This window comes from Myxococcus xanthus (assembly GCF_006402735.1).
GTDB classification, from domain to species: Bacteria; Myxococcota; Myxococcia; order Myxococcales; family Myxococcaceae; genus Myxococcus; species Myxococcus xanthus_A.
Map to the genome: position 1 here is coordinate 5,704,261 of NZ_CP017174.1, position 21,522 is coordinate 5,725,782.

The window sequence follows — 21,522 nt, forward strand, 5'->3', positions numbered from 1 at the left end:
GCCGTCTCCTCGGATGTCCGACGTCGCGGAGCCTACCCGGTGTTGCGCATTCCGGCGGCGATGCCGTTGAGCGTGAGCAACAGTGGACGATCCACCTCCGCCTGGCCCTCGCGCTTGCGCTTGAGCAGCTCCACCTGGAGGAAGGACATGGGGTCCACGTAGGGGTTGCGCAGGGAGATGCTGCGCTGGAGCTGCGGGTTGTTGTCGAGCAGCTTCGACTCGCCCGTCAGCCGCTTCACCTGCCTGCGCGTGCGCCGGTGCTCCTGCTGGATGCGCCGCCACAGCGAACGGGTGGCGGGAGGCGCCAGCGACGCGTAACGCCCGGCGATGGCCATGTCCGACTTCGCCAGCACCATGGTGACGTTGTCGATGACGGCGCGGAAGAAGGGCCACTCCCGGTACATGCGCTTGAGCTGCGCCGCCCCACCCTCCTCCTTCGAGAAGGCCTCCAGCGCCGAGCCCACGCCGTACCAACCCGGGAGGATGGCCCGGTTTTGCGTCCAGGCGAACACCCACGGAATCGCACGCAGCGTGTCCAGCCCCCCCGCCCTGCGCTTGCTGGGGCGCGAGCCGATGGGCAGCGACGCAATCTCCTCCACCGGCGTCGCGGCGGTGAAGAACTCCAGGAACCGCGGGTCCTCCCACACCAGGGCGCGATACGCCTTGCGCCCCGACTCCGCCAGCGTGTCGAACACGGTGCGGAAGGTGCGCTCGGCCTCGGGCTCCGGTCGCGGCTGCGCATCCAGCGTGTGCAGCAGCACGCCGCCCAGGATGAGCTCCAACGTGCGCCGCGCCAGCTCCGGGCGCGCATACTTGTGGTCCAGCGCCTCGCCCTGCTCCGTCGCCTTGTAGCCACCCGCCACCGCGCCAGGCGGCAGCGCGAGAATCGCCTCCTGCGCGGGACCACCGCCACGCGCCACGGACTCGCCGCGGCCGTGGAAGAGTCGCAGCGGGACGCCCGCCTCGCGAGACACCGCCGTGAGCGCCACCTGCGCGCGGTACAGCGCCGCGCTGGCCGCCAGGAGCCCCACCTCCTTGCCGGAGTCGCTGTAGCCCACCATCACCTCCTGGCCACCGCGCACGTCCAGGTGCTTGCGGTACTCCGCGTCCGCGAAGAGCGTGCGCAGCACGTCCGGGCCCGAGTCCAGCGCGCCCAGCTGCTCGAACAGCGGCACCACATTCACCGTGGCGCAGCCCCGCATCTCGTCCCACAGGCCCGCGTGCTTCAAGCAGCGGAAGGCCGCGAGTACGTCCTCGGCGGTGCTGGCCATGCTGAGGATGAGCGTGCGGCACGCGGGCTCACCCGACTCCGATTGGGCCTCCTTCAGCCGCGCCAGCACTTCCAGGAGCCGCGCCCCGCCTTCCGTCGGCGCCGGGCCCCCGTTGAACGAGCCCGCCGCGCTCACCGCGTCCTCGGCCGGCGCGCGCACCTCCAGCTCCGCCAGCGACAGTCCCAGCGCGAGCACCCGCTCCCGGACCTGCCGCACGTCGCGAAGTCCCGCGTGCGTGCCCTTCGACGCCTCCAGCGCGCGGCCCAGCACGTCCAGGTCCGCCAGCAAGGCCTCCGGCGTGCGGTAGGCGCCCTGCGGCATGGGGACGCTCGCCCCGGCGCGCTGCTGCGTCACGTAGTGGAGCGCACGCTGCAGCCGCTCCTCCATGAAGCGCAGCTTGTGCCGCAGCGGCTCGCCCGGGGTGCGGGGACCGTAGCGGCGCTCGGCGTCGGGCAATTCCTCCGCGTCCTTCGCCACCGAGTTCAGCAGCTCCTCGGACGGCTTCGCGTGACGCGCCGATTGGGACAGCCGACCGCCCAACCGCTCCAGGTCATACAGCAACCGCCGCAGTCCACGGGCCCGGTGCGCGCGCAGCGTGTCCGCGAACACGTCGGGCGTCACCAGCGGGTTGCCATCCATGTCCCCGCCCACCCATGAGTGGATGCGCACGGGCGTGTCCACCGGCCCCAGCGGCTCGCCGTAGGCACGCTCGAAGGCCCAGTCCAGCAGCTCGGGCAGCAGGGCCAGCTCGTCGGCGAGCACCTCCTCCACGTACCAGAGGACGTTCTTCACCTCGTCACCCACGGTGGGGCGCTCGCGGCGCAGCTCGTCCGTCTGCCACAGGAGGGTGATTTCCTCGCGCAGCAGCGCCAGGTTCACCGAGGACTCGCGCTGCGTCAGCTCGCAGCGGTCCCGCTCCTCCAGCAGGCCCGCCATGCGGTAGAGCTTCTCCAGCAGCGTGCGGCGAACGGCCTGCGTGGGGTGCGCGGTGAGCGTCAGCGTCACGCGCATGGTGCGCATGGCCTCGCGCACGCGCTCCGCGGGGATGCCCGCTTCCTTGAGCACGAGCAGCGTTGCCTCCAGCGAGCCGCGCTGGGGCTTGGCGGACGCGGCCTCCGCGTGGGTGCGAGCGCGGCGGATGCGGTGGTGCTGCTCCGCCAGGTTCACCAACTGGAAGTAGACGGAGAAGGCGCGCAGCACCGGCTCGGCCTGTTCCAGCGGCAGGCGTTGGAGCACCTCCGCCAGCTCGGCTGCCACCGCGCGCCGGCCGGCCACGGGGCCTCTGCGGCGCTGGATGGCGAGGCGGCGCACTTCTTCTTCCAGGTCGAAGAGCGCCTGCCCTTCCTGTTCGACGAGGACTTCTCCCAGGAGCCGGCCAAGCAGGCGGACATCCCGGCGCAGCGGCTGATCCACGGCACGCAGTCGGGCCATATGGTGCGACGGTAGCCGCTGAGCGGCGGACTGGCCCGCATTTCCGCGCGAGAAAGTGACGTGCGCCCGCGAATCACGGCGAGGTGGCTGTCATTCCCGACAGACTCGGTCCCGAAACGCGCCAGCACGCGCCACCGCCCGAAAGCCACCCGACCCCGTGGCTCCAGAGCCACACACCCGCCCGGTCCAGGCCTTGCACAACAGGCCACCCGTGGGCCGCGAACGACACCGCGGCCGAGGAGCTTGTCGCCATGTGGACGATGCGGGGGTGGAAGGTGACGTTGCTGTGTGGCTGGCTGGCCGCGCCGGTGGCCCAGGCCGAGACGGCGATGCTCGACGGGGTGCCGCGGGAGGCGAGGGCCGCGCGGAGCGCGGAGCTGCTCCCCTCCGAGCCGATGTTCCCCGACGCGGGCCCAGGCGAGCTGGACGGCCCCGTCCTTCGCTACGCGGAGCCGGTGTCCTGCCCCGCCGCGCCCGAGGGCCGGGTGTGGGTGGCGGAGACGCAGGCGTGCGACGACGCCGGCTGCGAGTCGCTCACGACGGTGTGGGCGGGCTCGTGGACCGTCGAGGACGCGGGGCTGGAGGTGCGCTGTGAGACGGACCGCGTGGTGCTGGCCGCGGGCGAATGGCGGATGGTGCTCACACGAGGCGCGGGCGGCGGGCTCGAGGTGAGTGAGCTGACGCCGCCGGAGCCCGAGTCGCTGTCGGCGGCGCGTCCCTCGGAGCCACCGGCCTCCGAGGGCTGAGCCGGGCTACACGCCGATGCGGCGGAGCATCAGAATGGGGCCTTCATCCAGGCGCCTGTCCCGCAGGTCGATCTCGCAGTCGATCATCCAGTCGCCGTGCCCTTCCGGGTCGATGATGCGCTGCTGGGTCTCCCACAGCCGCGTGCCCGACTCCTTCAGGAAGGTGTTGGCGGGCTTGCGCGCCTGGGGCGTGAGCACCACGACCTTGTGCTCCTCGAAGTACGGCGCCATGGCCTGCTCCAGCTTGGGGGCCGTCCATTCGCCCAGCGCGTTGTCCAGCATGGCCAGCGCATCCATGTAGCGCTTCTGGCCCAGCGCCTTGAGCAGCCGGTGCAGTTCTTCGCGCACGCGCGCGGCGAAGGCCTTCGGGTCGTCGGTGAGTTCCTTCGGCTTGAGCTCCACCACCGGCTTCGCCTCGACGGCGGCGTCCGGGTTGCGCATGCGCTCCCACTCATCCAGCAAGCTGGAGTCCACCTGTCGGAGCGTGGCGCGCAGGTGGTCGATGAAGTCCTCCACCTCCTCCGTGCGGAAGCGCTCTGGCACCGTCTGCACCAGCGTCTTGTACGTGTCGTTCACGTACCGCAGCAGCACGCCCTCGCTGCGCTGGAGGCCGTACTCACGGATGTAGTCCGGGAAGGACATGAACCGCTCAAACATGTCCCGGACAATGGACTTGGGCCGGATGTTCTCCTCGCCCACCCACGGGTGCTTCTGCGCGAACTTGTTGAAGGTGCCGTAGATGAAGTCGCGGTTGGGCTTGGGCCACTCGAGCTTCTCCAGCTCCGCCATGCGGTCGTCGTACTCCACGCCCTGCGCCTTCAGCTCGTTGATCTTCTCGCCCTTGAGCTGGTTCAGCTGCGCGTAGAGCACCACGTCCGGGTTCTCCAGGATGGCCTCCACCAGCGACACCACGTCGAGCGCGTACGTGTCCGTGGTCGGATCCAACAGCTCCAACGTGTCGAGCAGGTACAGCGACAGCGTGTGGTTGAGGCTGAAGTCGTGCTGCATCTCCCCCGCCACCTTCACCGTGGCGCCCGAGCCGCCCTGCCCCTTCTCCACCTCGATGATTTCCGCGTCGCGCAGCGTGCGGAAGTCGCGCGCGGCCTCCTTGAGATGCCGGCGCTTGAGGTAGTCCGAGTCGTGGCTGCGCTGCACCAGCTTCACCAGCCGCTTGTACCCGCCATTGCCTTCTGTCTGGTGGTCGCTCTGGAGCAGGTTGAGAATCATCCCGTGCGACACCGCGAAGCGGGACTCCAGCGGCTCCGGCATGCCGCTCTGGAGCCGCTCGAAGGTGCTCCGGTCGTACTGGACGAAGTTCTTCTGGGGCGGCTTGGCCTTGGGCGTCTTCTTCTTGCCCGCGGCCTCCTTGGCGGCCAGCTTGATGTTCTCGATGACGTACTCGGGCGCCTGGGCCACCACGCTGCCCTGCGTGTCGAAGCCCTTGCGGCCCGCGCGGCCGGCAATCTGCTGGAAGTCGCGCACGCTCAGCGTGGTCAGCTTCTCGCCGTTGAACTTGAAGAGCTGCGTGAAGAGCACCGTGCGGATGGGGATGTTGACGCCCACGCCCAGCGTGTCCGTGCCGCTAATGACCTTGAGGTGCCCGTGCTGGGCCAGCTTCTCCACCAGCAGGCGGTACTTGGGCAGCAGGCCGGCATGGTGCATGCCGATGCCGTGGCGCAGGAAGCGCTGGAACTCCTTGCCGTAGGGCGTGTCGAAGGGCGCGTCCTGGAGCGCCAACCGGATGGCCTCCTTCTCCTCCTTGGTGGAGAAGTCCACGCTCATCAGGTTCTGCGCCTGCTCGGCGGCGGTGCGCTGGGTGAAGTTGACCAGGTAGATGGGGTACTTCCCACGAGCAATCAGGTCTTCAATCGTCTCGTGCAGCGGCATCTCACGGTAGTCGAAGTCCAGCGGCACGGGGCGCTCGGCGCTGCGCACGGTGGCCACTTCCCGGCCGGTGAGTTTCGCCAGGCTCTCCTCGATGACGTGCGTGGGGCCCAGCGTGGCGGACATCAGCAGGAAGGTGGTGTCCGGCAGCGCGATGAGCGGCAACTGCCAGGCCACGCCGCGCTCGCGGTCCGAGTAGTAGTGGAACTCGTCCATGACGACGTAGTCCACGCGTGCGCTCGCGTCGCGCAGGGCCAGGTTGGCGAGGATTTCGGCGGTGCAGCAGATGATGGGCGCGTCGCGGTTGATGCTCGCGTCGCCGGTGAGCATGCCCACGTTCTCCGCGCCGAAGGCATCGCAGAGGGCGAAGAACTTCTCGTTCACCAGGGCCTTGATGGGGCAGGTGTAGAAGGAGACCTTCCCCTCCGCCATGGCCTTGAAGTGGAGCGCCGTCGCCACCAGCGACTTGCCGGAGCCGGTGGGCGTCTTGAGGAACAGGTGCTTGCCCGCCAGCAGCTCCAGGATGGCCTCTTCCTGGGCCGAATAGAGGCTCAAGCCATTGGCCGCCACATAGCCGACGAAGCGGTTGAGGATTTCGTCCGCGTCCAGGGGCGGTTCGCCCTTCTTGGGGAGCAGTGCGGCGAGCGGCGCTTGGGTTTCAGGGGTGGCCATCACCCGTGGACAATAGGCGGCGCGCCCGGCCCCTACCGGGAAAATCGCAATCGGCGGCACGGGGCGTGACGGCAGGCGCCCCCTTCCCGCACGGAAGGGCCGGGGGAAGGCCCCCCTGGAGGGGTGTCCACGAGTCCCCGTGAGCAACGGCCGGGGGCGCGATACCCGGGCCCCGGCCCCCTCCATACCGTTGCCCCTGGACTGAAGCTCAGGGGGTGGGGATGCGGAGAACCGTCAGACAGAAGATGACGCGCCTCAAGCGCGCGGCACTGCTGGGAGGTCTGGCTTCCGCGCCCTGCCTCTGGAGCGGCTGTGAGCAGCGACGGGGCCCCACGGTGGACGAGGCCGATGTTGCCGAAGCCCCGATTGTCGCGGGGCTGGAAGGCGGTCCCCCCACCGCCACGATTCCAACGGCTGACGGCGGGAATGCTGGCGCAGGGCCGGGCCCAGCACCAGGCCACGCCGATACCGGCACGGGTGGCGCGGGAGCCCACGGCGGGACCGGCAGCCGGAGCGAGACGCCAGGCACGAGCGCATACATACCCGGCAGCGGCCCGCGGGACAGCGGCAGCAGAGCCGGTGGTGGCAGCGCCCCCCGGAACAGCGGCAGCTGGACCGTTGGTGGCAGCGGCCCGCGGGACAGCGGCAGCCGGACCGGTGGTGGCAGCGGCGCTGGCCGAGGTCGCTTCGGAGGTGGGGGAAGCCTCACGGGTGGCCACAGCGCCACCGGTGGGGACAGCCTGTCGAGCGGCAACAGTGTGACGGGGGGCGGCAGCAGCACCGGCCAAGGCGGCAGTGGCTCGGGTCGAGCCACGGGCTTGCGCAACTGAGGAAGCAGCGCGGGTGGCTCGGCCTCGGGAAGTGGAGGGCTGGACAGTGCCAGTGGCGGCGACAGCGCGTCCGGCGACGGCAGCGGCGAGGGAGGCTCGCGGTCCGGTGGGATGCTGGGGCTCTGACGCCGCCTCACGCGGTGCACCTCACCGCCACGCCGTCGCAATCGCGCTGGAGGAACGGCCGGAGCGCGTATCGCCTGGACCCGACGCGCCTCGAAAAGCAAACGGGATGAGCGGACCGTGCCGCCCATCCCGCGCGTTCAAGCCCAGGTGACGCGGCCTCCGTCGTCGGCTGAGTCGTCTGGATGACCGGGGCCTGCGCTCCCTGCTGCCTGATGTCCTCCAGCACGTCGTTCATCGACGCCATCAGCGCATGCGGCCCGGAGCCCGTCCACGTCCCGGCTTCCTGGAGCATGGGAGCTGGCGGCGCGGCAGGTCCACGCGCTGTCCCGCCTGGCCAGCGGTCCCTTCATCGCCGTCAACTGCGGCGCGCTGCCACCAGAGCTGCTGGAGAGCGAGCTGTTCGGCCACGTCCGGGGCGCCTTCACCGGCGCCACGAAGCCGCGCGAAGGCCTGTTCGGCGTGGCGCGCGGCGGCACCCTCTTCCTGGACGAGGTGGGCGAGGCCTCTCCCCGCGTACAGGTGAAGCTGCTGCGCGTGCACCAGGAGCGGCGCTTCCGCGAGGACCTCTATTACCGGTTGGCCGTGTTGCCCATCGTCATGCCGCCGCTGCGCGAGCGCATCGAGGACATCCCGATTCTGGCCACGCGGTTCCTGGAGCAGGCCGCCGCGCGCAACGGCCTGCGGCTGCCGCTGCTGGCGCCCGAGGACGACGTGCGCTCGGAGCACGTGGCCCGCATGTTCGACCCGCCCACCTCCGCGCGAGCGCGGTCGGATTCCACGCGCGAGGAGGAGCCGGAGCTGCTGAGCGCCTCCGGTGAGCTGCCGACGCTGCGCGAGGCGAGAGACCGCTTCGAGCGGCGCTCCAAGGGCAACGTGGCCGCCGCCGCGCGCATGGCCAGCCGCAACCGCACGGACGTCTACGAGCTGCTGCGCCGCCACGGGCTGTCCCCCGCCGACTTCAAGTAGCGGCCGTCGCCCCCCCGTCCACCGAAGCGTTGTCGCGTGCACATCTCGCTCGTGCTTCACGGCCATGGCGGTGTGCTTTTCAACTGCCCAACCTTCAGCTGAACAGCAGTTGAGGGGGACGACAGTCATGCGAATCACACGAGCGATGTTGGGTGTGGCGATGGTGGGGACGGCCGTGATGCTCGCCGGCTGCGGAGAGAGCAGCGCTAGCGAGAACACGCTGGGGCCCCAACAGGCGGCCGCGGGTCATCCAGTGACGCTCACGGACGGCCAGATTCTGGGCGTGCTCCTGGTGGCCAACGCGGGCGAGGTGATACTGGGCCAGGTGGGCCAGGCGCAGGCTACCGACCCGACGGCGCGTGACTTCAACGCACGCATGGTCACCATGCACTCAGAGGTCATCCAGCGCCTGGAGAAACTGGCCATGGCCCAGGGCATCGCGCCCGCGGAGAGCCCGGTGTCGCAGCACCTCCAGCAGACGGCGCAGAAAACCGTCGACCTGCTGAGCGCCACGCAGGCCCCTGCCTTCGACCTGTCGGTGATGGATGCGCAGGTCGCCGCCCACGCCGGTACCGCCCTGCTGGGGGATTCTCTGCTCGCGATGCAAGTACAGAACCCAGCGCTCAAGGAAGAGCTGATGGCGATTCGGAAGACGGTCCAGGCCCACCTCCAGGAGGCCTCGAACATCCAGACCACCCTCTACAACGCGAAGCAGCCGTAGCCGCGACGCGCAGCCGTCCGCCCGGCAGTCGCAGCCCCGGGCGTGACGGCGCTTCGCGCGTGACGGCTTCCGAACAGTGCCCCTGTCCCTGGGGGCGATTGCATGGTGAACGCCCGGTTCCAGCGAGTGCTGGGAATTGGTGGAGCAGCCGCCACCAGGCCCCGTCAGAGCGACGCGCGCTTCAAAGCACCTTCACGGCCTTCACCATATCTGGCGACAGCTCCTCGTGCTGGAGGATGGAGAAGCCCAGCTTCCGGCTGATGGTCTGCATGGCGCGGTTGCCCGCGAGGATGTCCGCGACGATGCGCTCCATGCCCCAGTCCCGGCCGATGTCCACCAGTCGCTTCAGCATCTCCGCGCCCAGCCCCTGCCGCTGCACCGGGTCGCTGATGAGGATGGCGAACTCCGCGTCGCGCGTGCCTCGCAGCCGCGTGAGCCGTCCCACGCCGAGCAGCTCTCCGTCCTTGCGCTCCGCCACCAGCGCCATCTCCCGCGCGTAGTCGTTGAAGCAGATGCGGGACAGCCGCTCGTGCGCCACGCGCGTGCTCAGCTGCATCAGCCCCGCGTAGCGCAGGAACACCGTCTGCTCCGACAGCGTGCGGTGGAACTCCGCCATCTTCGGCTCGTCCTCCGGGCGGATGGGCCGCAGCAGAATCTCCTCGCCGTTGCGCAACCGGTAGGGCGCCACGTACTGGTTCGGGTACGGCTCGATGGCCAGCTTCGGCAGCTCCGCCTCCGTCACCGAGGCCGGGTGCAGCACCACGCGCGCGTCCAGTGCCAGCAGCCGCTCGGGCGAGGCCAGCAGCGGGTTGATGTCCACCTCCTTCACGAAGCGCTGCTCCGCCACCAGCTGGCTGAAGCGCACCATGAGCTGCTCCAGCGCCTTCAGGTCCACCGGCGGGCGGCCCCGGACGCCCTTCAACGCCTCGTAGATGCGCGTCTGCTCCATCATCCGCCGCGCCAGCGTGGTGTTCAACGGCGGCAGCCCCAGCGCCCGGTCCCTGAACACCTCCACCAACGTCCCGCCCGCGCCGAAGAGCAGCACCGGACCGAACTGCGCGTCCACGCTGCTGCCCACGATGAGCTCATAGCCATCCAGCCGCACCATGGGCTGCACGGAGACGCCGTCGAACGCGCTCCCCTGCCCCATCGCCTCCAGCCGCGTCCGGATGTCCCGGAAGGCGGCGCGCACGGCCTGCGCATCCGGAAGGTTCAGCCGCACGCCGCCAACTTCGGTCTTGTGCGTCACCGTGAGCGAGTGGAGCTTCACCACCACCGGGAAGCCCAGGGCCGCGGCCTCCGCCACCGCGGCGTCCTCCGTCACCGCCAGCCGCGTCTCCACGGTGGGGATGCCATACGCGGCGAGCAGCTTCTTGGACTCGTACTCCGTCAGCAGCGTCCGCCCTTCCGCGCGCGCTGACTCCACCCACCGGCGCACTTCGTCCCGGGCGCTGCCCACCGCCTGCGCCAACGCGGGCGTCTCATACAGGCCCGCCAGGTTGTACGTGTATCGCCACATGTAGTTGAAGATGCGCGCCGCCGTGTCTGGATAGCCGAAGGTGGGGATGCCCGCGTCGTTGAGGATGCGCTCCCCCGCCGCGACCTCCGAGCCGCCCATCCAGCTGGCCAGCACCGGCTTGCCGTGCAGCTTCGCGTAGGGCTTGAGGCGGTCCGCCGTCTGCGTGGGCTCCGTCATGTCCTGCGGCGTGAGGATGACGAGCAGCCCGTCACTGCCTTCGTCCTGGCCGGTGACTTCCAGCGCCTTCGCGAAGCGCTCCGGGTCCGCGTCTCCCAGGATGTCCACCGGGTTGCCGTGGCTCCACTGCGGCGGCAGGAAGGCGTCGAGGGCCTGGAGCGTGGACGCGCTGAGCGTGGCCAACTCACCGCCCCCCGACACCAACGCGTCCGTGGCCAGCACCCCGGGGCCGCCCGCGTTGGTGAGCACCGTGAGGCGCCGGCCCGCGGGGCGCGGCTGCCGGGCCAGCGTCTCCGCCATGTAGAAGAGGTCGGCGATGGAATCCACGCGCAGCACGCCGGTGCGACGGAAGGCGGCGCTGAGCACCTCGTCACTGCCCGTCAGCGAGCCCGTGTGGGACGCCGCCGCCTGCGCGGCCTGCGCCGTGCGGCCGGCCTTGATGACGATGATGGGCTTGGTGAGCGCCACCTCGCGCGCCGCGGAGAGGAAGGCCCGCGCGTCGCCAATGGACTCCATGTACAGCAGGATGGAGCGCGTCATCGGGTCGTCGGCCAGGAAGTCGATGAGGTCGCCCCAGCCCACGTCCAGCATCGAGCCCACCGACACGAAGGCGCTGAAGCCCACCGCCTCGCGCAGGCTCCAGTCGAGGATGGAGGTCAGCAGCGCGCCGCTCTGGCTGATGAAGGCCACGTTGCCCGGCCGGGCCATGGCGCCGGCGAACGTCGCGTTGAAGCCGCTGGGCGGGCGCATCACCCCCAGGCAGTTGGGGCCGATGATGCGCACCTGGGCCGCCTGAGCGATGCGGAGGATCTCCTGCTCCAGGCGCTCCCCCTCCGCCCCAATCTCCTTGAAGCCCGCGGAGAGGATGATGGCGCCCCGGATGCCCAGCTCCGCGCACTCCTGGATGACGCCGGGCACCGCTTGCGCGGGCGTGACGACGATGGCCAGGTCCACCCGCTCCGGCAAGGCCCCCAGGGACGGCCATGCCTTGATGCCCAGCACGTTCGGCCGCTTCGGGTTGATGGGGTAGACGGTGCCGCCAAAGGGGTTGCTGATGAGGTTCCACAGCACGGTGCGCCCCACGCTGCCGGGCCGCTCGGTGGCCCCGACGACGGCCACGCTGCGCGGCGCGAAGAGGACGTCCAGCGGCAGCCGCGTCCGCTGCAGGTGGAGCACGTTGTAGGACGGGTCCGTCTTCGAGGTGCCAGGGGCGCGCGTGTCCATGGCCTCCGTCATTGCGGCCGGGCTCGCCAGGGCGCAATGGCCTTCTCGTGCCTGCCCCGTGAACGCCCCCCTCCCAGGTCCTCGCATGAATGGGATAGAACGGGAATAACTGCACTTCCCGTCAAGGAACCAGGAGGCGCGCCCTGCGCATGTCACCCACATGTCGCTCTGACAGCCAGTACGTGACGCAGGTCGATCTGACACTCGCGGACAGTTTCACTGAACGAACTTTCACCGGTAGGCGAGCATCCCACGACCCGCTCGGTGTATACGGGGCGCCTCTATGACTCCTTCCGAGAAGCTTGTTTTCAACCAGACCGTCGAGGCGCTCTTCGTGCGCGCCCTCGAGAACCGCCTCACCCCGGCGTGCCGTGAGCACCTGCGCCGGGCGGGGTTGGAGCTCGACCAGAAGTTGGAGCGGGCCTACACCCTGGAGCAGTGGAAGGAGTTCCTCCGAATCGCCGCCGGCCACGTCTACGGCGGCGTCCCCGCCGAGGCGGCCTACTACTCGCTGGGCGAGCGGTTCATGGACGCGTACTTCGGCACCTTCTTCGGCCGGGCCCTGCTGGGCGTCGTCCGGCTGGCCGGGCCCCGGCGGATGCTGCTTCGCGCGGGCATGGGCTTTCGCGCCGGCAACAACTTCAGTGTGGTCGAAATCGTCGAGCGCAGCCCCACTTCGGTGGAGCTGCGGATGAATGACGTGCTGGCGGACCTGCCCACCTTCTCCGCGGGCCTGCTGGCGCGCGCGGTGGAGCTGTGCGGTGGGTGGCGGGTGGTCAGCATCCCCGAGGAGTTCGACGGCACCGCGGCCACCTTCCACATCCGCTGGTCCGAGGCCCCGGCCGAGGCCGCCCTCACCGCCACGGATGACGACTCGGGCGCGTCCCGGCCTCGCGCGTAGCAACCCCCTGCGCGCCCCGTGGCGCTTCGCCACGGGATGCCGCGCAGCACGCCACGCTCGCAAGACAGCCGAGCGTGGCCACGGGGCCACACGGCGGCCTGCGTCTCAGAGGGAAACGCGCGGCTTCACGGCGGCGCGGACCTGCTGGCATCGCGGCTGCAATCCCATGCGGCATCCCTCGGAGGATGGACGCATGAGCAACCCTGAAGTGGTGACGAAGTCCCCGCGCCGGATGCACTGGGGCGTGGGCGTGGCGGCGCTGGTGATGCTGTTCGCGGGCGTGGGCACGTGGCTGGTGCTGCGCCAGTCGGCGACGGAGCTGCCGCATCCGTCCATGGCGGTCATCCCCAAGCCATCCCATCCCGGCGTGGCGCCGCGCGCGGAGCCGCCGCTGCCCTCCTCCTCGGAGATGGACGCGCTGCTGCGCACACGGCTCGCTCGGGCGTCGCTCATGCCGGAGTTCGCCACGTGGCTGAAGGAGCAGGACCTGCTGCGCCGCTTCGTCACCGTCGTGGGCAACGTGGCCAACGGTGACAGCCCCCGCGAGGCAGTGAGCTTCCTCGCTCCGGCCGGCACCTTCGAGGCACGCCGCAAGGCCGGCAAGCTCGTCATCGAAAAGCAGAGCTACGCGCGCTACGATGTCATCGGCAAGGTGGTGGGCTCGCTCGACGTGGGCGTGCTGGTGTCCACCTACCGCGAGGTGCGTCACCTGGCCGAGCGCCTCCACAAGGAGACGGCCCGCCCCGGAAGCACCTTCGACGCCACGCTCCACCTCGCCTTCGAGCAGGTGCTCGCCGTCCCCGTCATCGACGGTGACGTCGAGGTGCTCCCCAAGGGCGCGCTGTTCGTCTACGCCGACCCGAAGCTCGAAGGGCTGACGGCCGCGCAGAAGCACCTGCTGCGGATGGGGCCGCAGAACCTCCGCCGCATCCAGGACAAGGTGCGCGAGGCGTCCCAGCAGCTTACCCAGCAGGCGTCCCGCCGCTGAAGCGGTCACCAGCCCCACCCGCCTGCCTTCGCCAGCGCGCGTCACCCGCGCTGGCCCTGGCAGGATGCAACGGGGGCCATGCAGATTGCGGCGCTCCGCCATGGGGCGCCGCCTCCGCGCAGAGGGACAAGCCGGGGGCACGGGCGTTGCTACCGGAGAAGCTTTCCTCCGGGACGAAGCGCTGCCAGGCGGCGTGGAGGCCCGGCAAGCACCGGAGCCCCCGCGCCGGTGTCGCCCCTGCGTCCCGTGTTCATGCGCCTGCCTGTCCTCCCCGTGCTGCTGCTGTGTCTGATGCTCTCCGGCATCATCGCGGGCGTCCTGCACTTCATGCAGCGCGACCGGCAGGCGCTGGTGGACCAAATGGCGCGCGAGCGACAGGCGCAGCTGCTGGAGGCCGTGCGCGGCGTCTCCGCCGCCCTGGAGAGCGCGGAGGAGGACCTGCGCTTCGCGGGCGAGCTGCTGGCCCAGCCGGGCACCGCCGAGGAGCACCGGCGCGAGATGCGCGCCCTGCTGGAGGCGGCGGGGCAGTACAAGGCCATCCTCGTCTTCGGAACGGACGGCCAGGAACGGCTCCGGCTGGTGGACCGGCGCAGCGCGGCGGCGATGACGCACCAGTTCACCGCGGAGGACCTGGCCCTCACCGTGGCGCAGGCCCGAAGTCATCCGCCGGGCCACGTCGTCTCATCCCCGCCCCTTCCCCGGGCCCAATCGGGCTGGCTGCGCGCCTTCGCCACCGCGCTGCCGGAGGACGCGCAGGACAGCGGCGCCGTCGTCGTGGTGCTGGTGGACGCCGAGCCGCTCTTCGCCCCGCTGAAGCTGCTCGCGTCGGACTCGGAGACGCAGCTGCTGGTGCTGGGAGTCCATGGAACGCCAACAGCGTTGACCCACCCGAACCTGGCGGACAGGTACCGGCGGCTGGACACCGACGGCCACCAGACGCCGGGCCTCACGGCGCTGGCGCGGGCGCTTCGCGCGGGCGAGTCGGGCACGCACGTCATCGAGCGCAAGGAGGCCGCCCGGCTCGGACTGGGCGACTCGGAGGTGGTGGCCACCTTCAGCCCGGTGCGGTTCAAGAATGGCGCGGCATGGCCGGTGGCGACGCTCGCGTCGACGCGCGTGCTCCGGACCCATGAGCGCGGCCTGGTGCTGCGCCTGTCGCTGGCGGCGGTGCTCGTCTCCGGGTTCCTCATCGCCTTCGGTGTGTACGTGGTGCTCGCGCACAGCCGGGCGGAGGCCCTGCGGGAGAGCCAGCTCCATGCGCAGCGGCTGGCGCACCTGCACGACAAGACGCAGAAGATTCTCGACAACATCCCCACCGGGGTCCTGGCGCTCTCCTCCTCCCGGCACATCTCCGCCGCCAACCGCGCGCTGAGCGCCCGCATGCCGGCGGAGGTCGTGGGCCAGCCCCTGACGGCGGCCTTTCCCCAGGCCCAGGCCCCCGTCATCCAGCGGCTGGAGGACCTGGTCCACGCGGCCACGAGCGACGGCCGGGTGCGCAGCCTTCACGGTGAACCGCTCTGCCTCTTCGAAGAGCCCGGCCAGTACAACGTCCACGCGGTGCCGCTGGAGCCGAACACGCCGGAGGTCCACACGCTGGTCGTCATCGAGGACCTGAGCAGCCTGCGCGCGCTGGAAGGACAGCTGCTGCGCGCGGAGAAGCTGGCCACGGTGGGCGTGCTGGCGGCGGGCATCGCCCATGAGATTGGCACGCCGCTGGGCATCGTCCGCGGCCGGGCCGAGTACGTGCAGGAGAAGCTGGGCCGCGAGCACCCGCAGGCGGCGGGCCTGGGCACCATCGTCGAACAGATAGACAGGGTGAGCCGGACGCTGCGCCAGCTGCTCGACTTCTCCCGGCTCCAGCCAGCGGACGCGCAGGCGGTCCCGCTGGAGCCGCTGGCGCACAGCGTGCGGGAGCTGCTGTGGATGGAGGCCGAGCGGCGGCGCCTGAAGCTGGAGGTGACGGTCGCCTCGCCCATGCTGGCGGTGGCGGCCGACCCCGACCAGTTCCAGCAGGTGCTCATCAACCTGGTGCTCAACGCGTGTGACGCGTGCGAGGCCGGCGGACGCGTCCGGCTGAGCGCGAGCATGGACACCGCAGACGCACCGGGCGCCTGGGGCATGGTGCGCGTGGACGTGGAGGACAACGGCTGCGGTATTGCCCCCCGCCACGTTCATCAGGTCTTCGACCCTTTCTTCACCACCAAGAAGCGCGGCCAGGGCACCGGATTGGGCCTGACGATGGTGGCGCACATCGTGCGCAACCACGGAGGCCGTATCGAACTGGACAGCGCGCCAGAGCGAGGCACCCGCGTCACCGTGCGCTGGCCCGCCGCGGCGCCCGCCGGAGAGGAGCGACATGTCGTCTAGAGCCAGGGTCCTCGTCGTCGACGACCACGTCGAGATGGGGCAGATGTTGAGGGAACCGCTGACGGACGACGGCTACAAGGTCGACATCGCCACCGGCGGCGCGGATGCCATCGCCCAGCTGCGCGCACGCGTCTACGACGCGGTGCTGTGCGACCTGCGAATGCAGGACGTGGACGGCTTCGACGTGCTGGACGCCGCGCGCAAGCTGGACCCGGACCTGCCCGTGGTGATGATGACGGCCTTCGGCGGCGTGGAGAGCGCCGTGGAGGCGATGAAGCGCGGCGCGTTCCACTACTTCACCAAGCCCTTCCGGCTGGACGAGGTGCGCCTGTCCCTGGAGCGCGCGCTGGAGCAGCGCCGCCTGCGCACCGAGCACCGCACGCTCAAGCAGCAGGCCGCGGACCGCGGGGGCCTGGGCGCCCTGGTGGGCAGCAGCGCCGCGATGCGCGACCTCTACGCGTTGATTGAGCGGGTGGCCTGGTCCAGCGCCCCGGTGCTGGTACGCGGCGAAAGCGGCAGCGGCAAGGAGCTGGTCGCCCGGGCCCTGCACTTCGAGGGCACCCGGCGCGCGGGGCCCTTCGTGGCCGTCAACTGCACCGCGCTGCCACACGCGCTTCTGGAGAGTGAGCTGTTCGGCCACGTCAAAGGCGCCTTCACCGGCGCCACCACGGCTCGGCGTGGCCTCTTCGTGGAGGCGGACGGCGGCACCCTGTTCCTGGACGAGATTGGCGACATGGCCCCCGAGCTCCAGGCCCGGCTGCTCCGCGTGCTGGAGGACGGCGAGGTGCGGGCCGTGGGCGCGGACGGCACGCGCACGGTGGATGTGCGGGTAGTGGCCGCGACGCACCAGGACCTGGAGACGCGCGTCAAGGAAGGCCGCTTCCGCGCGGACGTCTTCTACCGGCTCAACGTCGTCACGCTGCGGCTGCCACCCCTGCGCGAGCGCCGCGAGGACATCCCCGCGCTCATCGAGCACTTCCTCCAGCAGGCCAAGGCACGCAATCCGCGCTCCACGGTGCAGCGGTTCTCGCCGGAGACGCTGGCCGCGCTGGGGGCCCTTCCCTGGGCGGGCAACGTGCGCGAGCTGGAGAACCTGGTGCAGCGGCTGGTCGTGCTCGGCTCGACGGAGGTGGTGGACCTGCCGCAGCTGCGTCCCCACCTGCCCTCGGACACCAGCCAGGAGAACCACCCGCTGGCCGCGGCGCTGCGCACCATCGTCCCCCTGAGGCAGCTGGAGACGGAGTACATCGCCTGGGCCGTGGCCCGCTGCGGGGGAAACAAGACGAAGGCGGCGGAGCTGCTCGGCATCGACGTCTCCACCATCCACCGGCGCGAGCGCGCGGAAGGCAATCCGCAACGCTGACCTGGGCACGCTGCAACGGTGAGCGGGCCAGGGTTGAGATGTCTCAGAGGGACGGGAGCACGGCACGGGCCTTGTAGATGACACAGGGCATGAACCGAACCCTCCTGTCTCTCCTTGCCGCGGTCAGTCTGGTTGGTTGCGCCTCCAAGCCCAAGACGTCCTCCGTCACGGACAACCTGCCCGACCGGCAGCGCAGCCCCGCCGCCACGGCGGAAACGTCCAACCGGACCTCCGATGAAGACGAGGACGCGGCCCGCCGGGCCACGGGCCCGCTGTCCGCCGAGCCGGTGTACTTCGAGCTCGACTCGGCCACGCTGCGGCCCGAGTCCCGCGACATGCTCGCGCAGCTCGCCACGGGCCTGCGGGAGCGGCCCCTCACGCGGGTGACGGTGTCGGGCCACACCTGCGAGCTGGGGACCACGGAGTACAACATCGCGCTGGGCCACCGGCGCGCGGCCGTGGTGCGCGACTACCTGCGCAACCTGGGCGTGGAGCCCAAGCAGCTCTCCATCGTCTCCTACGGCGAGGAGCGGCCGCTGTCCGAGGCCCACACAGAAGAGGCGTTCCGCAAGAACCGCCGCGCGGAGTTCACCTTCTCCTCGAAGGAGCAGGCCACGCGCGGGGGGCTATAATCGCGCGCGCGATTGATAACCCAGCGCTATCAATCCACGAACAACTTGTTCCTCCCAGTGTTCGACGTGCGCCGCTACCTTCCGGCTTCCACAAGGGGGGACACGCATGAAGACGTGGGTGAAGTGGCTCTGGGGTATCTCGCTGGATGTCGTGGTTCTGGGAGTGGGCGCCGTCGCCAGCTTCGTCGCCTTCGCCGCCTGGTCCGAAGGCACGCTCACTCAGTACTGGACCTTCCGTGTGGGGTTCATGGCGGCCCCCGCGATGGTCATCGCGCTGATATCCGCGGGCGCCCTCCGCGATGCCGCCTGGCATTGCTGGCTGCGATTCGGACTGTTCGAAACGGTTTCGGTCCTGCTGGTCTGGGCGGTGCCAGGCAGTCCCTATGTGGCGGGGACGCGTGTCAGTGAAACCAACGTGCTCTTCAGCCTGGCTGTGCTCCTGGACGTGGCCGTCTACGGGCTGGGGTTGTTCCTGATGAATCGATTCATGCGGCGGCGGTCGCGAGGCCCCTCCGTCGAGAGGCGGGTCCAGACGAAGCGACTTCCCTCCACCGGAAGGTGGCCGACACCTGGAGGGGCGGGCCACTGACCTGCCCCGCTCGTTCTCGACTGTCGGAACAATTGGGACGGCTCAACGCACGGAACTGGCCGCCGCGCGGGCTGTCTCCAGGCCGTCGAGGAACGCGAGGATGCGCTGTGCGCAGCGCTCCGGCTGCTCCAACGGAAAGAGGTGTCCCGCGCCGGGAAGCTCCTCCGTCTGAGGCTCATTCAGGGTGAGGCGTGCCCGCTCCAGCGCGTCGCCCGTCAGCGTGTCGGACTCGCCGCCGCGAATCACCAGGGCCGGGACGTTCACGGTGCCCAGCTCCCGCCAGACGTCCTTGGGAGACGTCTCGAAGACACGCGCCTCCCAGGCCTTGGGGATGGTCAGCTTGAAGCCACCGTCCGGGGCCTCGGTGAGGCCGTGGGTGATGTAGTCCTGGAAGCACTCCGGGTCGAAGCGCGCGAACAGCGGCTTCTTGCCGTAGCTTCGCGAGGCCTCTTCCCGTGCGCCCCAAGACTCACGCCGCCGCCTCGCCAGACTCGCGGGAGGCACGCGGCTTCGCAACCCGAGCAGCGTCAAGGCACGGAGCGCCCATTCCCGCGCCCCCGTGAACAACACCGGGTCCAACGCCACCACGGCCCGGAAGAGCGCGGGAGCCTTCGCGCACGCGAGCAGCGTCGCCACGCCGCCCATGCTGTGCCCCACGCCCACGATGCCCTGCACGCCCTGAGCACGCAGGGCGTGAATCAGGTCATCCGCCATGTCATCCCAGGTCCGCATCTCCAGCGGGTCCGAGCCCGGCACGAGACACCGCGTGCGAAGCGTGAAGACGTGGTAGCGCGGCTTCAGGTGCTCGATGAGCTTCCGGTAGCACCCCGGAGGAAAGCCATTGGCGTGGGCCAGGTGCAGCACCGGACCGGTGCCACCCCAGTCCTCCATCTGAAGGGCTTCGCGCATGTCCCGTCGATTACCCCGGACCGCGGCGAATGTCTTCCGTCACTCGGAGGCGGACCGCCACTGCGGGTGCGCCAGCACGCGCGCCTCGATGTCGGGCGTGAGCTGCCCGCCATGAGGCGCCCGGGAGGACGAGCGCTTCCATCGCTCCAGCCACCGCTCTCCGAGCGGCGCCTCCAACGACTCCCGCCGCGTGGCGCCCACCGTCGTCTCGCCCTTCGTCCCCGTCGACACACCCGCGCCCACGAAGAACCCGGCCAGCAGGAGCGTCACCCGCGTGGGCGTGGCCGCGCTGTACGTGAGCAGCAGCGTGCCCACCCCGTCCTCGCGGCAGTGCCGGCGCACACGGGCCAGCACCGACTCGGTCCACATCTCCGGATTGGACGCCGGTGAGAACGGGTCGAAGTAGACGAGGTCCGCCACGGGCAGCGCGCCATCCAGGTGCGGCACCGCGTCCCCCAGCAGCAGCCGCCAGCGGATGCCCTCCGCCTCCCACACCCCGTCGCGCATCAGCGTCTGCGCCGCGTCACGAAACGGCTGGAGGAAGGGAAAGCCCTCGGCGTCCGCCAGTGCCAGCCGCAGCGGCGCCAGGTCCACCTCGAAGCTGACCACCTCCAGCAGCCGGCGCTGCTCCGCGCCCAGACTCCTGGCACAGGTGAGCGCGGCCACCGCGTTGGTGGCGGCGCCCAGCCCCACGTCATGAATCACCAGCGGCGGCCCTGGCTGACGCAGCCGGTCCGCCAGCCGTGCCTGCTCCACATAGAGGCGCAGCGCTTCCTGCCACGGCCCCACGGAGGGGTGCATCACCTCGCCATGGCCCAGGTGCCGCACGGCGCGAGCGCCATTGCGCAGGGTGATGAGCTCGAAGTCGCCGTCGCGCGGGTTGGCTTCGGGTGCGGTGCTCACCCGACCTCCTTCAGCGTCACCTCGCGCGCGTTGGCCTCGTCCTTCAAGTCCTTGGGCGTGGCGATGGCCGCCTTCAGCTCGCGGTACACCTGCGCGTACGTACCACTCAGGATGCCCTCGCGGATGCGCCCCATCAGCTTCTGGTAGTGCCGGACGTTGTGCACGGACAGGAAGCGCGAGCCCAGGTGGTGCTTGCCCCGCATCAGGTGCTGCAGGTAGCCGCGCGTGTAGCGCTTGCACACGTAGCAGTCGCACTCCGCGTCCAGCGGCTCGTCGGAGAGGCGGAACACGCTGCGGGAGATGCGGATGAGCCCACTGAACGTGTACGCATACCCCTGCTGCGCCATCTTGGTGGGGATGATGCAGTCGAACATGTCCACGCCGCGCAGCACGGCTTCCACCAGGTCCGTGGGCGTGCCCACGCCCATCAGGTAGCGCGGCTTGTCGGCGGGCAGGGACGCGGTGGCGCGCAACGTCATGGACTCGCGCTCCACCTTCGTCTCGCCCACGGCCAGGCCGCCAATGGCGAAGCCGTCGAAGGGCAGCTTCGTCAGGAAGGCCGCGCTCTCGTCACGCAGGTTCGGGAAGACGCCGCCCTGGACGATGCCGAACATCGCCTGCCCGGTGTCCCGCGCCGCCTTCGCCTCCAGGCTGCGCACCGCCCAGCGGTGGGTGCGCTCCATGGCCTCGCGCGTGCCGGCCTCGTCGGTCCGCGAGTCGATGCACACGTCCAGCACCATCATGATTTCCGAGTTGATGGCCTGCTGCATGGCGATGCTCGACTCGGGGCTGAGGAGCTGCCGGCTGTTGTCGTAGAAGCTGCGGAAGTGGGCGCCCTTCTCCGTGATGAGCCGGTCCTCCGGCAGGGAGAAGATCTGGAAGCCGCCCGAATCGGTGAGCACGCCCCCGTCCCACTGCATGAAGGGGTGGATGCCGCCGAAGCGATTGAAGACCTCGGCGCCCGGCCGGAGCATCAGGTGGTAGGTGTTGGCCAGCAGGATGCTGGCACCCGCCTCCTTCACCTCCTCCATGGCCAGGTGCCGGAAGCCCGCGTGGGTGGCCACCGGCATGAACATGGGGGTTTTGAAGGAACCCCGGCGTGTGTGCAGGATGCCTGCACGGGCGCCCGTGGGGTCGGTGGTGAGGAGCTCGAAACGAACGGCCATGGGCCGGCCCTTATACCCGTCATGCCCGGCAGGCACCGCATCCATCTGCCCTGCCCGCTCCCCCACCCGCAATCCAGGCCTCCTGCCCTCCTGGACAGCCGTACAGGCATCCTGGCATTCCGTCCGAGGCGGAACGC

General features: G+C 70.3%; 15 protein-coding genes. 9 read left to right on the forward strand and 6 right to left on the reverse strand.

Features of this window, described 5'->3' with window-relative positions; translation table 11 throughout:
* Positions 1 to 32: 32 nt before the first annotated feature.
* Positions 33 to 2,702: a phosphoenolpyruvate carboxylase gene (locus tag BHS09_RS23105; protein ID WP_140799030.1), complete on the reverse strand. Its 2,670-nt coding sequence runs from the start codon at positions 2,700 to 2,702 to the stop codon at positions 33 to 35.
* 251 nt (positions 2,703 to 2,953) lie between these two features.
* Between BHS09_RS23105 and BHS09_RS23110 the strand changes: the two genes are divergently transcribed.
* Positions 2,954 to 3,448 carry a hypothetical protein gene (locus tag BHS09_RS23110; RefSeq protein ID WP_140799031.1) on the forward strand — a complete coding sequence of 165 codons (495 nt, stop codon included), beginning with the start codon at positions 2,954 to 2,956 and terminating at the stop codon, positions 3,446 to 3,448.
* Positions 3,449 to 3,454: 6 nt separating this feature from the next.
* Here the strand turns inward: BHS09_RS23110 and BHS09_RS23115 are convergent, their stop codons facing one another.
* On the reverse strand, positions 3,455 to 6,004 hold the full coding sequence (locus tag BHS09_RS23115) for a DEAD/DEAH box helicase (RefSeq protein WP_140793299.1): 2,550 nt from the start codon (positions 6,002 to 6,004) through the stop codon (positions 3,455 to 3,457).
* Positions 6,005 to 7,308: 1,304 nt separating this feature from the next.
* Here BHS09_RS23115 and BHS09_RS23120 point away from each other — a divergent pair.
* Positions 7,309 to 7,926: a sigma 54-interacting transcriptional regulator gene (locus tag BHS09_RS23120; protein ID WP_418764040.1), complete on the forward strand. Its 618-nt coding sequence runs from the start codon at positions 7,309 to 7,311 to the stop codon at positions 7,924 to 7,926.
* A gap of 127 nt (positions 7,927 to 8,053) precedes the next feature.
* A complete protein-coding gene (locus BHS09_RS23125; protein ID WP_237077361.1) occupies positions 8,054 to 8,647 on the forward strand; it encodes a DUF4142 domain-containing protein in 594 nt (197 codons plus the stop codon).
* A 181-nt stretch (positions 8,648 to 8,828) separates the two neighbouring features.
* Here BHS09_RS23125 and BHS09_RS23130 read toward each other — a convergent pair whose 3' ends face one another.
* Positions 8,829 to 11,567 carry a bifunctional acetate--CoA ligase family protein/GNAT family N-acetyltransferase gene (locus tag BHS09_RS23130; RefSeq protein WP_174260578.1) on the reverse strand — a complete coding sequence of 913 codons (2,739 nt, stop codon included), beginning with the start codon at positions 11,565 to 11,567 and terminating at the stop codon, positions 8,829 to 8,831.
* Between the two features lie 283 nt (positions 11,568 to 11,850).
* On the opposite strand from BHS09_RS23130, the gene BHS09_RS23135 reads away from it, so the two are divergent.
* The 6 genes from BHS09_RS23135 to BHS09_RS23160 all read left to right on the forward strand — a co-directional run bounded on the left by BHS09_RS23135 (position 11,851) and on the right by BHS09_RS23160 (position 18,407).
* Positions 11,851 to 12,468: a DUF2378 family protein gene (locus tag BHS09_RS23135; RefSeq protein WP_140793303.1), complete on the forward strand. Its 618-nt coding sequence runs from the start codon at positions 11,851 to 11,853 to the stop codon at positions 12,466 to 12,468.
* A gap of 193 nt (positions 12,469 to 12,661) precedes the next feature.
* Positions 12,662 to 13,456 (forward strand): DUF3014 domain-containing protein, encoded by a 795-nt coding sequence (locus BHS09_RS23140; protein WP_237079783.1) that lies wholly within the window; start codon positions 12,662 to 12,664, stop codon positions 13,454 to 13,456.
* A 252-nt stretch (positions 13,457 to 13,708) separates the two neighbouring features.
* Positions 13,709 to 15,823 carry an ATP-binding protein gene (locus BHS09_RS23145; protein WP_174260651.1) on the forward strand — a complete coding sequence of 705 codons (2,115 nt, stop codon included), beginning with the start codon at positions 13,709 to 13,711 and terminating at the stop codon, positions 15,821 to 15,823.
* Positions 15,813 to 17,186: a sigma-54-dependent transcriptional regulator gene (locus BHS09_RS23150; RefSeq protein WP_140799036.1), complete on the forward strand. Its 1,374-nt coding sequence runs from the start codon at positions 15,813 to 15,815 to the stop codon at positions 17,184 to 17,186. Before BHS09_RS23145 ends, BHS09_RS23150 begins: the two co-directional genes overlap by 11 nt.
* A gap of 89 nt (positions 17,187 to 17,275) precedes the next feature.
* Positions 17,276 to 17,818: an OmpA family protein gene (locus BHS09_RS23155; protein WP_140793311.1), complete on the forward strand. Its 543-nt coding sequence runs from the start codon at positions 17,276 to 17,278 to the stop codon at positions 17,816 to 17,818.
* 106 nt (positions 17,819 to 17,924) lie between these two features.
* On the forward strand, positions 17,925 to 18,407 hold the full coding sequence (locus BHS09_RS23160; protein ID WP_140793313.1) for a hypothetical protein: 483 nt from the start codon (positions 17,925 to 17,927) through the stop codon (positions 18,405 to 18,407).
* Positions 18,408 to 18,449: 42 nt separating this feature from the next.
* On the opposite strand, the gene BHS09_RS23165 is transcribed toward BHS09_RS23160, so the two are convergent.
* The 3 genes from BHS09_RS23165 to tgt are packed head-to-tail and all read right to left on the reverse strand — an operon-like array spanning position 18,450 to position 21,385.
* Positions 18,450 to 19,316 carry an alpha/beta fold hydrolase gene (locus BHS09_RS23165; RefSeq protein WP_140793315.1) on the reverse strand — a complete coding sequence of 289 codons (867 nt, stop codon included), beginning with the start codon at positions 19,314 to 19,316 and terminating at the stop codon, positions 18,450 to 18,452.
* 39 nt (positions 19,317 to 19,355) lie between these two features.
* Positions 19,356 to 20,219 (reverse strand): tRNA (5-methylaminomethyl-2-thiouridine)(34)-methyltransferase MnmD, encoded by an 864-nt coding sequence (locus BHS09_RS23170; protein WP_140799037.1) that lies wholly within the window; start codon positions 20,217 to 20,219, stop codon positions 19,356 to 19,358.
* Positions 20,216 to 21,385, reverse strand: a complete 1,170-nt coding sequence (tgt, locus tag BHS09_RS23175; RefSeq protein ID WP_140799038.1) for a tRNA guanosine(34) transglycosylase Tgt — start codon at positions 21,383 to 21,385, stop codon at positions 20,216 to 20,218. The genes BHS09_RS23170 and tgt overlap by 4 nt, the downstream gene beginning before the upstream one ends.
* Positions 21,386 to 21,522: the final 137 nt, after the last annotated feature.

Coding starts and splice junctions, on each gene's coding strand:
- BHS09_RS23160 (WP_140793313.1), top strand. CDS start 17,925: ATGAAGACGTGGGTGAAGTGGCTCTGGGGTATCTCGCTGGATGTCGTG.
- BHS09_RS23115 (WP_140793299.1), bottom strand. CDS start 6,004: ATGGCCACCCCTGAAACCCAAGCGCCGCTCGCCGCACTGCTCCCCAAG.
- BHS09_RS23155 (WP_140793311.1), top strand. CDS start 17,276: ATGAACCGAACCCTCCTGTCTCTCCTTGCCGCGGTCAGTCTGGTTGGT.
- tgt (WP_140799038.1), bottom strand. CDS start 21,385: ATGGCCGTTCGTTTCGAGCTCCTCACCACCGACCCCACGGGCGCCCGT.
- BHS09_RS23145 (WP_174260651.1), top strand. CDS start 13,709: ATGCGCCTGCCTGTCCTCCCCGTGCTGCTGCTGTGTCTGATGCTCTCC.
- BHS09_RS23110 (WP_140799031.1), top strand. CDS start 2,954: ATGTGGACGATGCGGGGGTGGAAGGTGACGTTGCTGTGTGGCTGGCTG.
- BHS09_RS23140 (WP_237079783.1), top strand. CDS start 12,662: ATGAGCAACCCTGAAGTGGTGACGAAGTCCCCGCGCCGGATGCACTGG.
- BHS09_RS23150 (WP_140799036.1), top strand. CDS start 15,813: ATGTCGTCTAGAGCCAGGGTCCTCGTCGTCGACGACCACGTCGAGATG.
- BHS09_RS23130 (WP_174260578.1), bottom strand. CDS start 11,567: ATGGACACGCGCGCCCCTGGCACCTCGAAGACGGACCCGTCCTACAAC.
- BHS09_RS23125 (WP_237077361.1), top strand. CDS start 8,054: ATGCGAATCACACGAGCGATGTTGGGTGTGGCGATGGTGGGGACGGCC.
- BHS09_RS23135 (WP_140793303.1), top strand. CDS start 11,851: ATGACTCCTTCCGAGAAGCTTGTTTTCAACCAGACCGTCGAGGCGCTC.
- BHS09_RS23105 (WP_140799030.1), bottom strand. CDS start 2,702: ATGGCCCGACTGCGTGCCGTGGATCAGCCGCTGCGCCGGGATGTCCGC.
- BHS09_RS23165 (WP_140793315.1), bottom strand. CDS start 19,316: ATGCGCGAAGCCCTTCAGATGGAGGACTGGGGTGGCACCGGTCCGGTG.